The organism is Streptomyces sp. NPDC058307 (assembly GCF_042880295.1).
In the GTDB taxonomy this organism is placed as follows: domain Bacteria; phylum Actinomycetota; class Actinomycetes; order Streptomycetales; family Streptomycetaceae; genus Streptomyces.
The window spans coordinates 19,181-34,452 of record NZ_JBHVYZ010000008.1 but is presented as its reverse complement, the minus strand read 5'-3'; the positions used below and the strand labels follow the sequence as shown (position 1 = coordinate 34,452).

Here is a 15,272-nt window from a genome sequence, read left to right as displayed (position 1 = left end):
TCAGCCATCGTACTGAAAGCGTGTCGCCTCGCCGAGCACCGAGCGGGCACTCTCGAAGTCGGCCAAGCGTGCCGCCACCGTGGCCACGGCGAGGCGTTCCGGGAGGGCTGCGGAGAACTTCAGGCCGCGTACGGCCCGGCGGTCCACGTCAGGCAGGACGAGGTTCTCGCCGACATTCTCACGGGCCGCACGCCAGTCGGCCGGGGTGAGGTTCTCACGCAGGCGCAACCAGCTGTCGGTGGGGCGTTGCAGGGGGTCGGTCACCGACTGGAGGGTGGCCGCCAGGGTGGCGTTGGCGCGGTAACCGGCCCAGGTCCACCAACGGACATCGGAGCCGACGCGCGTGATCAACGTACCGCCCGCGTGGACGGTGTCGGGTGCGTCGCTTTCGCGCTGATCGGCCAGGCACGCCTCCGCCCGCCGGGTGAGGGAGACCGGCGGAGCCGTGCCTAGGAGCACCTCGCGCATGGCACGGGTCAGGGCGTAGGACAGTCCGGCGACGCCACCATTCATCCACTTGGCGATTCCGCCGCCGTCGGCCGGCTCGACGAAGACGCGTTTGCGCAGCCAGTCGATGTACGTGACCTGCCAACTGCGTCCACCGAGCAACAACCGCCTGGGGCCGGGCCGTTCCTCTGTGAGCACGCTCGGGTCGGTGCGCCCGATCTCAGTGCGTCCGGACAGGACGGTGAACTGCGGCGGTGCCGTGAAGGAGGCAGTGAGTTCGATGAAGTGCCGCTTACCGAAGCGGCGTTCCGCCTCGGGGCCGACGAAGAGCATGCCGCCGTCGCTGTCGAGGAAGCCCTCCTCGGTGAGGAAGCGCAGGATCGGCGCGGCGGATCTGTCGAAGGGTGCGAGACCGTTCCACTGCCGGTCCCACAACTGGTCACCGAGCTTGTGCTGTTGCAGGGTGACGGCGAGCAGTTGCTGTGCCACGAGGTGACGCGGCTCCGGCGGGGGGACGACCGGTTCCACCCAGCCTCGCGACCACAGCAGCAACAGGCCCGCCGCCTGCAGCAGTGTGTCCTTGCGAGTGGTGAGGAACAGACAGTTGCGCACAGTGCCCGGACGCCGGCCGGTGCGGCCGATGCGTTGCAGGAACGAGGCAACGGAGGCCGGTGAGTCGATCTGGATGACACGGTCCAGGTCACCGACGTCAATGCCGAGCTCGAGGGTGGACGTGGAGACGATGACGCAGTCACGTGCCTCGGCGAACGCCTGCTCGGAACGGGTGCGTTCGTCGACGGAGAGTGAGGCGTGGGACAGGAAGACGGTCACCTCGCGCGCCCGCAGGGCGGCGCCCAACTCCTCTACCTGGCGGCGCGAGTCGCAGAAGACGAGCCGCTTCTCTCCCCTGTGCAGCGCCGCGATGAGTTTGGCCGCGTTGTCCAGGGAGCCCACGTAGTCCAGTTCCACTTCGCCTGCCGGCCTGCGCGACGGTTCGGCGACGGCCGACTTGTCGTCACGTTCCCTGCCGCCGGTGGCAGGCAGGTGAACTCCAGGGGCGACCACCTGACCTGTGCGGCTGCCGGCACCTGCACCCTGCAACCAGTGCAGCAACTCGGCGGGGTTGCCGACGGTCGCCGAAAGGCCGACGCGCTGGATGGGGCGTCCGGTGACCCGCTCCAACCGTTCGAGCACGGCGAGCAGGTGCCAGCCCCGGTCGTCCCCTGCGAACGCATGCACTTCGTCGACGACCACGGCCCGTACGCTTCCCAACAGGCGGGCATGGTCGGTCTTGACGCCGATCAGCATCGCTTCGAGCGACTCGGGCGTGGTCAGCAGGATGTCCGGTGCCTCGCTCCGGATGCGCTGGCGTTGCGATTGCTTGGTGTCACCGTGCCAGAGTGCGGCGCGCCGACCCAACCACTGGGCGTACGAGTCGACGCGGACGACCAGGTTGTTGAGGAGTGCCTTGAGCGGGCACAGGTACAGCACAGATGTGCCGGTCCACTTCTGCTCGGTCATCGCGGACAGGAGGGGGAAGCAGGCCGCCTCGGTCTTGCCGCCCGCCGTGGGAGCCAGCAGTACGGCGTCCTGTCCCTCCATGAGCGGGATGATCGCCGCCCGTTGCAGGGGCCGCAGGTCGGGCCAGCCGAGGGTGTTGACGATGTGGTGCAGGACGACGGGGTCGAGCCGGTCGAGTACATCGGAGCCCTCGTCACTCGGGTCTTGCGCAGCCGGCAGGTCCGCGTCCGCCATCACAGCTCCAGGTCGATGTCGTCGGCCGACGCGGAGTTTCCGGAGACGGTGGCGGCCAGGTTCCGCTCGACGTCGGTGAGTTCGCTGCCGGCGACCGTGAGCCGGTAGTGCTGCCGGGGGTCGAAATCGTCGAACTGGTCCACGCGGTCGAGTACGTCCCCGACGAGTTTCTTCAGGAACAGCCGGGGAGCCACCCCGACTTTGCCGCCCAGCGCTCCGCCGACGGCCAGCGCGAGGTCCGCGACGTATGCGTCGTCGACGATCTTCCGCACACGCTCGGGCTTTTCTGCCGCGTCGGCGTACAGGTCACGAATGGTGACGCCGAGTCCGACGAGCGACTCCTGGTTGAAACCGGGAAGCCTGATCTGCACGGCGCGCGGGTTGTCGAAGCGCGGGTCGGTGGTGAAATCGGTGGCCAGCCGCTGCGCCAGCGGAGCCAGGCGCTGCACGCCCTGCTGTCCGTCGTAGAAGGCCGGGGTACCCGTGATAACCAGGTAGAGGCCGGGGAAGCGGCCGGAGTGCACTTCGTCGATAAGCTGCCGCAGCGCGTTGAGTGCCTTGTCGCGGGCGTCCGACCGGACCCGCTGCAGCGTCTCGACCTCGTCGAGGACAACGAACAGCCCGTTGTGCCCGGAGTCGCGCAGCACCGTGAGAAGTCCCTGCAAGAATCCGAGGGCACCGAAGTGGTCGAGGTCACCACGTACCCCGGCGGCCCGGCGGGCGGAGGCCGCGACGTGGGGCTGGCCGCCGAGCCACGCCAGGACGGCTGCGGCGGTCGCCTCGTCGCCATCAGCGAGGGCGGCCCGGTAGCCTCGCAGGGCGGTGGCGAAGGACGGGGCGTGCCGGGAGACCTCGGCGAGCCGCGCGACGAGTAGTTTCTCCACCTCGCTCGGAAGTTCGTCCTCGGTCACGCCGGCCGCCAGGGCGTCCTCCTCCAGGGCGTAGAACCAGGCGTCGATCACGGGCCGCAGCGCGCTGGGCGGGAAGCTGGAGGTAGTGAGTCGTTCGGTGAGGCGCCGGTAGACCGTTTCCAGCCGGTGCAGTGGGGTCTCGTTTTCCGAGATCTGGATCTCGGCAACGGCGAAGTTGCGGCGCTTGGTCCGTTCCCCCAGCCAGCGTGTGAAGAACGTCTTGCCGGACCCGTACTCGCCCCGCACGGCCTTGAACACGGAGCCGCCGGAGGCCACGGCGTCCAGTTCCGCGTCCAGCGCCGCTTCGAACCGGCCGAGTCCGGTGGCCAGCAGGTCGAGTCCACTGTCGGGCACGGCACCGCGCCGCAGCGCGTCGATGACGGTACGGCGGCGGGCGGCGCTCACCTGTGCGGGGCGCTGGGATCCGGTGGTGCTCACAAAAGCCAGTCTTCCATTTCTCCGGGCACCGACGTACAAGCCGCCTACTTCGTTGAATCGGTTGACGGTCACCTGAAGACGCTGCTGGAATTACTCTCCGTACATAGGCCAGGGTGGGGAGTGGGACGCGCGTGGCGGCACTGGACAATGTGAAGCTGAGAGACGTACTCGCGGACGTGGCATCGGGCTCCTTACAGTTGCCCGACTTCCAGCGGAACTGGAAGTGGGACGACGACCGGATCCGCGCGATCATCGCGACGGTCACACTGGACTATCCGCTGGGCGTCGTGATGACGCTACAGACCGGCGGCACCACCCGGTTCCGCTCTCGGACGCTCACCGGGGCACGCCCGGACGGGGATCCGAGCGCGGACCTGCTCCTGCTGGACGGGCAACAGCGTCTCACCTCCCTCTTTCAGGCCCTGTGGCTGGACGCCCCCGTCGAGACCGCGGACGTCCGTGGCAAGCCCATCGAGCGCTGGTACTACGTCGACATCGCGAAGGCCGTCGGCCCGTCCGCGGACCGCGACGAGGCCATCCTGTCCGTCCCGGCGGACAAGGTGCTCCGCACCGACTTCAACCGCACGGTGGTGCTGGATCTGAGCACCACGGAGGACGAATGCGCGGCCGGTCTCTTCCCTCTGCACCTCGTCTTCGACGCCCAGCGTGTGAACCAGTGGAAGAAGTCCTACATCAAGGCGGACGAGGACCGGAACTGGGACCTGTGGGGCCAGTTCGACGAGGCGGTCCTCCAGCAGGTCCGTGCGTTCCAGGTCCCGATGATCCGGCTGGCGGCCTCCACCTCCATGGACGCTGTCTGTGCGGTGTTCGAGCGTGTCAACACGGGCGGTGTGCCGCTGAACGTCTTCGAACTACTCACCGCGACCTATGCCGGGGACCGCGACTATGTGGACGAGACCGGGGACTACTACCAACTCCCCGAAGTGTGGCGGGAGATCAAGCAGGGATTGGCGGCCAAGTATCCGGTCTTCGGCCGTCTTGACGGCGGCATCGAAAACGGGCTGAGCAGCATCGACTTCCTGCAGGCCATCGCCTTGGTACGCACCTGGGAACGGAAGCAGGCGGGCACCGGGGCGACGGTGTCCTGCAAGCGCCGGGATCTGCTGGAGCTCCCGCTGGCCGACTTCGTCCGCCTGGCTCCCAAACTCGCCGAGGCCTTCGCCTGGGTGGGCGACTTCCTGGAACGGCAGTGCATCGTCCGTCCGAGCGACCTGCCGTACAAGACCCAACTCGTCCCGCTCGCAGCCGTCCGCGCCATCCTCGACACGGCGCTGGACAGCCTGGGAGCGGAGGAAAAGACCGAGCAGTGGTACTGGTGCGGGGTCCTCGGCGAGATGTACGGCGGCTCCACTGAGACCCGCTTCACCCGTGACGTCGAGCAGCTCGTCCCCTGGATCGCGCAGGACGACCGGGCGCCCGACACCGTCACGGACGCGTTCTTCTTCGCCGACCGCCTCGACAGCCTCACCACCCGCAACAGCGCCGCCTACAAGGGCATCTACGCCCTGCTGATCAAGCAGGGTGCGGTGGACTGGCACTACACGGACAGTCCGCTCAGCCCCGGCCGGCTCGACGAGTACAGCGTGGACGTCCGGCAGATCTTCCCCAAGACCTGGTTCCGCCGAGGCAACAGCCAGGGTCTTCCCACGAACTCCATCGTGAACAAGACTCCCCTGTCCTACCGCGCGGCGATGGACATGACGGGGGCGCCGGCGTCGTACTTGTCCACCATGGTCGCTGCCTCCGACATGCGCCCCGAATGGTTCGACGACGTCCTCGCCACCCACCTCATCGATCCGGACGCGCTCCGCGACAACGATTACGAACGGTTCTACAACGACCGTTCCAAGCAGTTGCAGGACCTCGTGCACGCCGCGATGGGCAAGAGGACCATGCTCCGTGACCTCGCGGAGGCCGACGCCCGATGACGACCACACCGAGCGGGCAGGACCTCACCGAACTCAAGGGCAGGACTGTTCCCGTGCAGGACATTCTCGACCTGTTCCAGGTCAGAGTCCGTGACCATCGGACGGTGCACCGCATCTCGCAGGCATTCACAGACGCCGGACTGACGACACTGCCGGACTTCGCCGTCTGCGGGCTGCGTAGCAACGTCGACGTGGTGCCGCTCGCGTCCGTCCCTGCGCAGGCCGCCCCCGCCGACACGGAGGAGGACGAGACGGAGGAGGCGCTGCCCTCGGCCGCCCTTCCGCAGCGTCTTCTGCTCGGGGACATTCCGTCGGCGCGACGCGGCCTGGTGTCCGTGGGTCCCGGTACACCCCTGGCGCAGACGACGTTCTTGATGCGTACGAAGGGCGTGGCGCAGGTGCCGGTGACCACCGGCATGGCGCAGATCCATGGGGTGGTCACCTGGGGTTCCGTCGCCAAGATGTACGAGGCGGGCAAGCAGCCGACGCTGGACAACGCGATGGAGAAGGACTCCCTTCCGGTCGCCGACACCCGGCAGGAGTTCTTCTCCGCCCTTCCGGTCATCCGCGAACACGGCTACCTTCTGGTCCGCGGCGACGACGGCTGCCTCTCGGGACTCGTCACCGCCGCGGACGTCACGGACCGTTTCGAGGGCGCGGCACGGCCCTTCTTCATCGTCGGCGAGATCGAGTCCCTGCTGCGCCGCTGCCTGGGCGCGGCCCTGGACCAGGAGACCATCAAGTCCGTCCAGACGAACAAGAAGCCCGAGCATCGCACCGGCCAGGTCTCCGACCTCATGTTCGGCGACTACCTGAGGCTCCTGGACGGGGACCAGACGAAGACCTCGCTGGCCGAAGCCGCCGATGCCAACTGGGAAGCCCTGAAGTGGCCCAACATGCCCAGGGAGCAGTTCATCGGCCGCCTGAAGCGAGTGAAGGACATCCGCAACCGGATCGCCCACTTCGACGAGAAGCCACTTCCACAGGAGATGATCGACGAGCTGACGACTTTCGCGAAGGTGCTACGGGCGTTCGTATCCTGAGGCTGCGGGTGGCGGTCTCGGGAGGTGAGCGTCAGGCTGGACCGGCAAGAGGTGTGGCGGCGAAAGGTGGACCAAGGGTCCGCGTCGATGAGCTCTATTGAGAGTTTCGCGGGCGCTGAGCCTAAGCGCCCTTGGCTCGACAACATCCGGTACGCCGCGGTCTGGGGCCGGTGTCCTCCAGGACACCGGCCCCTTGTGACGGGATCGGCAAACTGCCCGGCCCAGTCAGCCGACGAACTCAACCATGACAGTCGCCGTACCGGGCACATGCGTGCCGTCGCCCGTGTAGGTGACCGTGTACTGGGGATACGTGTTCCAGTCAGGCGGGGTGTCACTGAAGTGGAAGGTGCCGTCCCGCGCGACCTTCACATCCGGCAGCTCCACGCCGTTCCGCGTCACCGTGACCCTTTTGTGCTTGGGGAAGGGGACCAGGGAGGTCAGTTTCCCCGTCACCGTGACCGGCGTGCCGACCGGGTTGGTCGGCGGGGCGGACAGAGTGATCGTGCTGGATGCCTTGGCGACGTCGGTGACGATGTCGAGGATGACTTCGCCCGAGTAGGGGAAGCGGGTGGCGAACAGCCGGTTGCCGTCGGGCGCCCAGGCCACGCCCCGGGGAAGCAGATCCATGTACGGCCACGACAACGCGACCGTGCGGTATGCGGTGGTCTCTCCCGAGCGGTAGAGGTAGACGTCCCAGTCCCCTCCCGCCACAATCCCCGCGGCGACCGTGCCGTGGGAGTCGACAGCGACGGAGTTGGGGTAGGGGCCCGTGTCGTACTGAGCCTCCTCCGTCAGGTCCGACAGGCGCCACCGCTGGTGGTAGTAGTTGGAGCCGTTCGCGGTGATCACACTGCTGCCGTCCGGCGTGACCACCACGTCCTCGACATCGCCGACGGCGTCGCTGTAGGCGGTCTCTTGAAGGGTGCCGGAGCCCACGTCGTACACACGCATGCCCGCCGCGCCCTGGCTGTCCGCGGCGACGAGCCGGTTGGGCGCGCCCGACGACGAGGCGAGCCGTGGCTTGCCGTACCAGACGGGGTTGTCGTCCAGGCGGACGGTAGGGCTCGCGTCGGCGATGGCGACCGACCCGATGCCGGCGTCGAAGATTGTGGCCTGGTAGCCGAAGAACAGCTGGTCGCCGGCGAGGGCAACGCTCTCCGGTTCGGTGTCGGTCCCGGTGGAGATGCGCCGCGTCTCGGTCAAGGTCGCGGTGTCGATGACGGAGATCGCGTCAGCGTCCGGGAGCGCCACGTACAGGGTGGACTCGTCGGCCGACTCGGCCATGCCCCGCGCCCCGTCGAGACCCTCCACCTTCTTCACGACCTGCCCGTCGTGGTCGGTGGCCAGCACCGCGTCGTCGCCGGGCGCGCTGACATACACATGGTGGCTGTCGGCGAGGGTCTGCCAGTGCGACCGCACGGGCAGGACGATGCCGCCCTGGGTCTGTGCCGCCGCCGTGCCGGGGGCACCGAGCAGATTGACCGACGCGACCGCTAAGACCAGCGCGGCACCCGCCGCACGTCTTCGTATAGGCACCTTAGGAGCTCCCTCGAGAACGGATCCGGCCGCACGGGCGCGGCCGGCGGAACAACTGTAATGATCCGCACTGACATCGGGCCCGCAGGATGACCGCGTGCGGAGCGCACGGCAGGCCACGGACTCGCTGCAGCCCAGCAGCTACAGAGGTACGAGTGGCGCCGACTGCGTCGTCGCACCCGGGCACTGTTCACGCCCGGGGCCCGAAGCCATGTTCACCGCCTACGCGCGAGAGACTTCTGCCTGGGAACAGCGATCCGCGAGCAGTGAACACACAGCTCGGGATGCCTTCAGGCGAACGCCAGAGGCACCCCGACCGCTGTCAGTTGGCCCCGAGGGCGAACTGCTCGCGGAGCAGCCCCTCATGGAGCCGCAGCGTGCGCCCGTCTGGCAGGGTCTCCAGGACCTGTACGCCGTCGTAGTTGAGCAGCTGGCGAAGGACTGCTGCGAAGCCGTCGCCCCGGGTGGTCGGCATGCCCGCCCGCTGTGCGAGCGCGGTCACCGGCAGGGTGCCGCCTGCGTCAAGCAGGGCAGCGAGGGCCTTGTGGACCGGTTCCTGCTGCGGTTTGCGGGCCAGACCGTCGAGCTGTGCCTGGTACGTCTCCGAGTCGAGCAGCGCCGTCACGAGTGCCTCGGTCCTCGATACGGCGGTCGGGGTGAGCAGGGCATCCTCTCCTCCGGTGGTCAGCACCACGTCGAAGAGCGCGTCGGGCAGCGTCCCGGGTTCGGGGTGCTTCTTCCGGGGTTTCGCGGTCCCCTTCTTCGCAGCCGCGCCGGCCGTCTGGGACGCCCGATGGTCCGGGAGCGGCCGCCCTGCCTCCTCCGGAGCCCACCAGACCGGCCGTTGGTCGCCCAACTCCCGCCACCCCTTGGGCGGTTCGGCTCCAAACCGCAGGAAGGCGAGCACCGGAATGGTGAACTCGGCGAGGGAGGCCCCACCGTGGTAGCCGGCTTTGAGCGCGGTGTAACGGGAGTCGGCGTCCCACAGGGCGACGATGGACGCACCGGGCTCGGGCGAGACCACGCGCGGCCCTGAGAGGGCGACCTCCTGTTGAGCGAGCGGACTGTCACCGGGCAGGCGGTGTCGGGCGGACAACGGCTCGGCGACGGCGTCGACCTTGGTGCCGTGTCGGTCGACGACATGGCCGTGGTCACTGGTGACGATGACGGCCATGCCCTGCGCCGCCGCCACCCCCAGCAGGTCGCGAAGGCCGGGGACGTCGTCCACCCGCCAGGCGCCGTCGCCGAGCTTCTGTTCCTTGGCGAGGCGGTCGTCGATGGCGTTGAGGACGACGGCGACATGGGTCCTGCCGTCGGCCAGCGCTTCCGTGAGCACCGGGCCGAAGGTGTCGCCCGCGGCCTCGGTGCGCAGGTCGTCCTTGTGGAACACCGCTGCCGGGGCCCCGCCCCACAGCTTCAGTGTGGGGAAGAGCCGCTTCTCGTCGGCCTGGGTGCCCTTCGTCAGCGTGCCCGAGAAGAGGGAGGTGCGGGACACGGCCGTCACGGTGGGCAGTGCCGCCGCCATCGCCCGACGATGCGGCTCGCCCTCGGACAGCGGGTCGAACTCCGCCCAGGACCGGCGCAGTTCCTCGCCGAGTTCGTTCGCTATGGCCGCGCTCATGCCGTCGAGGACGAGCAGCAGCACCCGCCGCTCTTCCCCACGCCGGACCACCGGTCCGACCACGCGGTCGAGGAAGGTCTCGACGGTGAGCATGCCGCCGGGCTGGGTGCCGGCCTCCGTCCAGGCGGCCAGTGAGCGTGCGAAGGCCGCGTCGATCTGCCGCCGCCGGTCTCTGACGCGCGTGCCCAGGGTGTCGTAGGCGGCCTTCAGCACGGGGTCCGGGTCGCCACCGGCCTCGATGTGCTCCAGGGCCAGGTCCGCCCAGCCGGTCTCGGCGATGTGCCGGCGTATGGCGTCGGCGACGGTGGGCGCTTCGACGGGCGGGTCGGTGGCCAGCCAGCGGGCGAGGCGCTGCCCCATGCGGGCGCGTTCGATGCGGGCGGACTCCTCCGGGTCGCTGGCGAGCCGGTGGTCCGCCAGGCGCCGTACGGCCTCCGACACCACCGCCGTGTCACCCGCCGCCAGGGCCTGGCCGACGACGGTGAAGCGGGCCTCGAGTCCGCCGCGCAGTACGGGGCTCGCCGCGACGGCTGCCTCCGCCCCGAACTGGCGGGCCAGCACGGCCGCCCGGTCGAGCACGATGCCGGTGGTGCGGCGTGCCTCGCGGGCCTGGTCGGCGTCAGCGCCGCCGTTGCGGTGTCCGGCCGCCAGCAGCGTGGTCACGTACTCCTCGGCGAACCGGCCGAAGACGGCCACCAGAGTGTCGAGTTGTTCGCCCACCGCCGGGGGCTGGTCTCCGAAATAGCGTTCGGCGCGGCCACGGGCCTGGTACGTCTCCGGGGCGGGCTCGGCGTGCTGCCACAGGGCCGCACACACGAGACCGAAGGCGGCGGCGTCCGCGCCGCGTTCGGCGTCGACGAGGGCGAGCAGGGCGCGTCCGGCGGGGCCGGCCTGGTCCTCCTCGCCGAGGAAGGCGGTCAGTCCGGCGCGCTCGGGGCCGCGCAGGCCCAGCAGTCGTTCGGGGGCGCCGGGCCGGGTCGACCAGTGCAGCAGGGTCTGCGCGTCGAGCCGGTCGTCGCCGAGGCGCCACGTGCCGCCCTCGGTGTCGTAGCGGCCCAGACGCAGACGGCGCTGGGCGAGTGCGGCCAGGGCGTACTGCCTCGACAGCCAGCCGCCGGGCACGGGCGGCCAGCCGCCGGGCGGGGTGGCGTCGAGCAGGGCCTCGGCGGCCCAGTTGACGTCCTTGAGGCGCGGGTCGATCTGCCGGGCGCCGAACGCCTCACGGACGACGTCCCAGCTGTCGACCGTGTCGATGCGCAGTTTGTGGACGCGGGCGAGGATCGACGGGTCGAGTTCGTTCTGCTCCCGGTCGGTGAGGACGACCAGGACGGCGGGGCCGGGGCGCCGGCCCGCCAGGTGCTCGAGGACGAGTTCGTGGACGGCGAGCGGCGAGGGCGCCACCGCGACACCGGCCGTCCGGCCCTCGCCCCAGGCTGGCTCGGCGGGGCCGTCCCACCGGGGTACGGACCGCAGCAGCACGACGCGGCGCCTGCCCCCGCCGTCTGCGGTCAGGGAGGCGGCGAGGGAGGACTGCGAGGACAGGTACTGGGTGACGGTCGCGGTGTTCAGCCGTACGGCGCCCGGGGCGACGGCGACGGTGTCCGTCATTCGACGACCTGCCAGGTGATCTCGATGGTCGCGTCGGGGTGGCGGGCGGCCAGCTCGGACAGTTCAGCCTGGAGGTCGGCGGCGGCTCGGGCCGCGGTCGTACGGCGGCCACCGGATGTCCGCGCGAGCCCACCGCCCGAACTCGGAGTGGGTGTCTGCTGCGGGGTGTACGGAATGCGCGGGTCGCTGGTCGGGGTGTCCAGGGACAGGTCGCCCGCCGTGGGCTGAGGAGGCGCGACGGGCGCGGACGGCTGGGCGGCAGCCTGGCTGCGCTTCACCAGGGCGACGACCTCACGCTGGGTGCGGGCCAGGGCGTCGCGCAGGTCCGCTGTGCGCTGGTCGTCGCGGGCCACGTTGCGCAGCGAGTCGAGCAGGGCCTCCCCCTCGGGGCCGAGTCCGGCGGCCAGCTCCAGGGTGCTCCAGGGCGCGGAGGCGACGGCCTCCGCGACGCCGCGGGCCTGCTTGATGGAGGTGCCGTACCGGTCGGCGCTGGTCTGGCCCAGGTCGAAGGAGGCGAGGGCCTCCACAGTCTTCTTCGCTCCGGCCGCGCCCTTGCCGGCCTCGGCCGTGAGGGCGTCCAGCAGTTGCAGGGAGCGACGGGCGAGGCCGAGTCGTCCGGTGTCGGCGGTCTGGTCGAGGCCGAGGAAGGAGGCGTGAGCCTCCAACTGGTGCACGAGGTCGGCCGCGTGGTCCCGGTGGGTGCGGGCGGCGTCGATGATCTGGCGGGCGAACTGGTTGACCATCCGGCCGCGCCGGAGGGCGGGTGCCTTCTGCCCGAAGATCGTCTCGAAGCGCTGCCGTGCCGTGTCCCAGTCGGTCTCGGCGGGCAGCGGCTGGCTGCGCAGCGCGTCGTGGTCCCTGATCGCGGACAGTTCGGGCGCGGGGTCGAGTACGGTGCCGCCGCGCACCCACACCCGGTCGTCCATCTCGGCGAAGGCGGCGACGACGAGCCGGGCGAGGAAGTCGGGCAGGCCGCGCGGATCGGGCCTGTCCGTCCAGTCGGTCAGGGTGATCAGGGACAGGTCCCCGGTGACGCCCTGGGCGCTGGCGAGCTGGCGGAAGTGGTCGGCCCAGTAGCGGGACAGCTCGAAGTACGCTTCCTTCTGCTGCCCAAGACGCAGGGGTCCGGCGATCCGCTGCATGAGTTTGCGGTCGACGGCCGGGACCTCCACCCGCCCGTCACGGGCTTCGGCAGCGGCCCGGACGTGGGCGAAGACCTTCTTCGTGTCGATCGGCTTGACGGCGATACCGGTGGCCTCGGGGTCGAGGTCGGGGTGCGCGGGGTACTGGTGGGCGAGCAGCTTGCCCGCGACATGGCGGATGCCGTCGTGCAGGCTCTGCCCGAAGGACAGGGTGAGGCTGTCCACGTCGGGCAACGCGACGAGATGGTCGTCGAAATCGGGTACGACGTCGGCGGCCAGCTTCTGGGCGAGGCCGTAGGCCTGCTTGAAGGCGCCCTTGACCTGCTTGAGCAGGGCCTCGCGCTGGGTTTCGAGGAGACCCTTGGCGCGGCTGCGGTTGTCGGCGTTGAGGTGGCCGGCGTACTGGGTGTCGAAGCGGTGCTCGTCGGCAAGGGCCTTGTCGATCACGACGAGACGCCGGAAGTCCATGAAGCGCTGCGCGGACAGGTGAGCGGGCAGCCAGGCGACGGTACGGGACCGCTCGCCCTGCTGGCGCTCACGCAGCCGCCGGATCCGGTTGACGTCCTCGACGGGACCCCACTCCCCCTCGTCGAAGGGGAGGTCTATGGCGATACGCCAGCGGCCCTCCTCCTGCGGCATCAGGTCGTGGTCGGGCAGCTCGTCCTCGTCGGCGACGTTGCCGAAGACGATCTCGGCGGTGCGGGCGGTGCCGCGCCAGGTGAAGCTGAGCTGGTCGCTCAACTGGCCGTGTTCAACGCCCAGTTCCTCGGACAGTAGGCGGCGGGCGAGCGCGGCCCGGTTGCCGGGGTTGTCGTTGACCTGGGCGTTGGCGATGACGGAGTCCACGTCGACGCCGGAGAGTTCGAGCCGTACGCCCGGGTTGGCGTCGGTGCCGGTCTCCTTGATCTCGGGGAACCGGGCCGCCCACTCCGCGACCTTGTTCTTGATGATGCCGACCTCGGCGCCCGGGATCGGAGCGAGGACCGACCCGTGGTTGAGCGCGCCGAGCCGCCGGATGGTGAGCTCGGCCAGCGCGGGCACGCTGGGGGCGAGCGCGGACAGCAGCAGGGTGCACACGAGGCGGTTGTCGCCGACGAACATGCGGCAGCGGTTGGCGCGCTGCGGGTCGGTGATGGCCTCGGGCCGGTTGAGGTACTGCTCGACGTCGTCCTCGGTGATGTCGTACGAACTGAGCAGGTACGGCCGCAGCTTGGTCTTGTAGAGCTTGTCGGCGGCCTCGAAGACGACCTTCAGGCTGTCGGTGAACGGCTTGTCGCCGCCCTCGGCGATCACCGGGTAGAGGTCACCGACCGGGATGAGCTGCCCGAGGCGGATCTCGTTGCGGTGATCGGCGAGGAGCTGGCCCATCAGCTTCAGACCGGTACGGGAGCGCTGCAGCGCGGACGAGATGTGGACGAGGGTGTCCATGAAGGCCGGCGAGAACGGGTACGTCAGCCGGAACGACTCCGCGTCCGCGCCGGTCGTGCCCTTCTCCGAGCCGAGCAGGGTGTCCCACACCTGAGTGCCGACCCGCTTGGTCTGCTCGAAGGCCGCGTCGACGAGCCGTTCCGCCTCGGCGTCCTTGGGCTTGAGGAGGCGGGCGTGGGCGATCTGCGGGAGGTTGCGGTCCTCCAGAGTGATCTTGTCGAAGCGGCCCGATGCCAGGTTCAGGGTGTCCTGGATGGACGACTCCGCAGCACCGGAGACTTCTTCGCCGACGAGTTCGCGCAGGTCGCGCTGGCGGGCGATGAATGACACGACGGGAATGGCGCGGCGGGCGTCGCCGCCTTCCACGAAGTTCGTGATCTTGCTGGCCTCGCGGGCCACGAACTTCTGGTCGTGGATGAGGGTGGCGAGCCAGAGGATCAGCTCGTCCATGAACAGGATCAGGCCGTCGTAGCCGATCGACTTGGCGTGCTCGGCGATGACGGACAGACCGGCGTCGAGCGAGATGAAGCCGTGCTCGTCCTCGACGGCGTTCTTGGCGAAGCCGGGCAGGAGGTTGGTGCTGGCGTCGTTGACGAGCTTGGCGCGCAGCTCGGCCGGGGTGGAGGGGTTGCGGAGGTCGAGCGGGGTGCCGGCCTCGTGGTTCTCCTCGGCGGCGAGCGCGGTGTCCAGGAGCTGCGGGGTCCAGGCGAAGCCCTCGCCCCACTCGTCCTCTTCGCCGTCGTCCGCGTCGCTGGTTCCCAGTCCGCGGATGACGGCCTCGTCGCCCATGTTGGCGCGCATGGCGCGGATGTCGGCGAAGAGGGAGTCGGTCCGGTACACCTGCGGGGTCGGGGCGTCCGGGCGCAGCTTCTTGACATGCGTGACGTATCCGCCGAGCACGCGCTGTTCGAGGGCCTTCGCGCCGAGCATGTGGTACGGCACGAGCAGGAACTTCTTGCCGTCCGTCGTCAGCCACTCGTGCTTGGTCAGCACCGGGTCGAACTCGGTACGGGCGCGGGCGGCCGGGTCGCCGCTGAGCAGCGCGTACAGCACGGCCATGAAGTGCGACTTACCGGAACCGAACGAGCCGTGCAGGTAGGCCGCCTTGGAACGGTGCCCGTCGAGCGAGGACTTGATGAGCTTCAGCGCCTCGTCGAAGTTCTCCAGCAGCCGCTCGGTGACGACGTAGTCCTTGAGCGCGTGCTCGGCGCCCTCGGGTGTCGTCGCCTCGGCGAGGGACAGCACGAAGTCCGAGGTGGAGATGGACTCCTTGATGTCGATGACATCGCGGAGGAGGGGCTGCTGCGCCATTGCGGGTCTCGCTCTCCCTGACGGTGTTCGGTGCTGCAAGTACTCGGTGTGGTGCGGGGTCCGCCGTCGAGGCCCGAGGCCGG

7 protein-coding genes are annotated in these 15,272 nt (G+C 69.7%); 2 read left to right on the top strand and 5 right to left on the bottom strand.

The genetic code is table 11. The features are described 5' to 3' along the window. Both ACFVYN_RS08470 and brxD read right to left on the bottom strand, forming a co-directional pair. Nucleotides 1-2,202 (bottom strand): DEAD/DEAH box helicase, encoded by a 2,202-nt coding sequence (locus ACFVYN_RS08470; RefSeq protein WP_389994357.1) that lies wholly within the window; start codon nucleotides 2,200-2,202, stop codon nucleotides 1-3. Then, entirely contained in the window at nucleotides 2,202-3,551 is a 1,350-nt protein-coding gene (brxD, locus tag ACFVYN_RS08465; protein WP_389994355.1) for a BREX system ATP-binding protein BrxD, read from the bottom strand. Before brxD ends, ACFVYN_RS08470 begins: the two co-directional genes overlap by 1 nt. Nucleotides 3,552-3,682: 131 nt before the next feature. Here brxD and ACFVYN_RS08460 point away from each other — a divergent pair, with 131 nt between their 5' ends. Both ACFVYN_RS08460 and ACFVYN_RS08455 read left to right on the top strand, forming a co-directional pair. Next, nucleotides 3,683-5,500 carry a DUF262 domain-containing protein gene (locus tag ACFVYN_RS08460; protein WP_389994352.1) on the top strand — a complete coding sequence of 606 codons (1,818 nt, stop codon included), beginning with the start codon at nucleotides 3,683-3,685 and terminating at the stop codon, nucleotides 5,498-5,500. Next, the gene (locus ACFVYN_RS08455) at nucleotides 5,497-6,543 is read left to right on the top strand and encodes a CBS domain-containing protein (RefSeq protein ID WP_389994349.1); all 1,047 of its coding nucleotides are present in this window, start codon (nucleotides 5,497-5,499) and stop codon (nucleotides 6,541-6,543) included. Before ACFVYN_RS08460 ends, ACFVYN_RS08455 begins: the two co-directional genes overlap by 4 nt. A 225-nt stretch (nucleotides 6,544-6,768) precedes the next feature. Here ACFVYN_RS08455 and ACFVYN_RS08450 read toward each other — a convergent pair whose 3' ends face one another. The 3 genes from ACFVYN_RS08450 to ACFVYN_RS08440 form a co-directional block, all read right to left on the bottom strand. After that, a complete protein-coding gene (locus ACFVYN_RS08450) occupies nucleotides 6,769-8,079 on the bottom strand; it encodes a hypothetical protein (protein WP_389994346.1) in 1,311 nt (436 codons plus the stop codon). A gap of 322 nt (nucleotides 8,080-8,401) precedes the next feature. Beyond that, nucleotides 8,402-11,308, bottom strand: a complete 2,907-nt coding sequence (pglZ, locus tag ACFVYN_RS08445) for a BREX-2 system phosphatase PglZ (RefSeq protein ID WP_389994339.1) — start codon at nucleotides 11,306-11,308, stop codon at nucleotides 8,402-8,404. Continuing rightward, nucleotides 11,305-15,189, bottom strand: coding sequence for a phage resistance protein (locus ACFVYN_RS08440; RefSeq protein ID WP_389994337.1), 3,885 nt, complete (start codon nucleotides 15,187-15,189; stop codon nucleotides 11,305-11,307). The genes pglZ and ACFVYN_RS08440 overlap by 4 nt, the downstream gene beginning before the upstream one ends. Nucleotides 15,190-15,272: the final 83 nt, after the last annotated feature.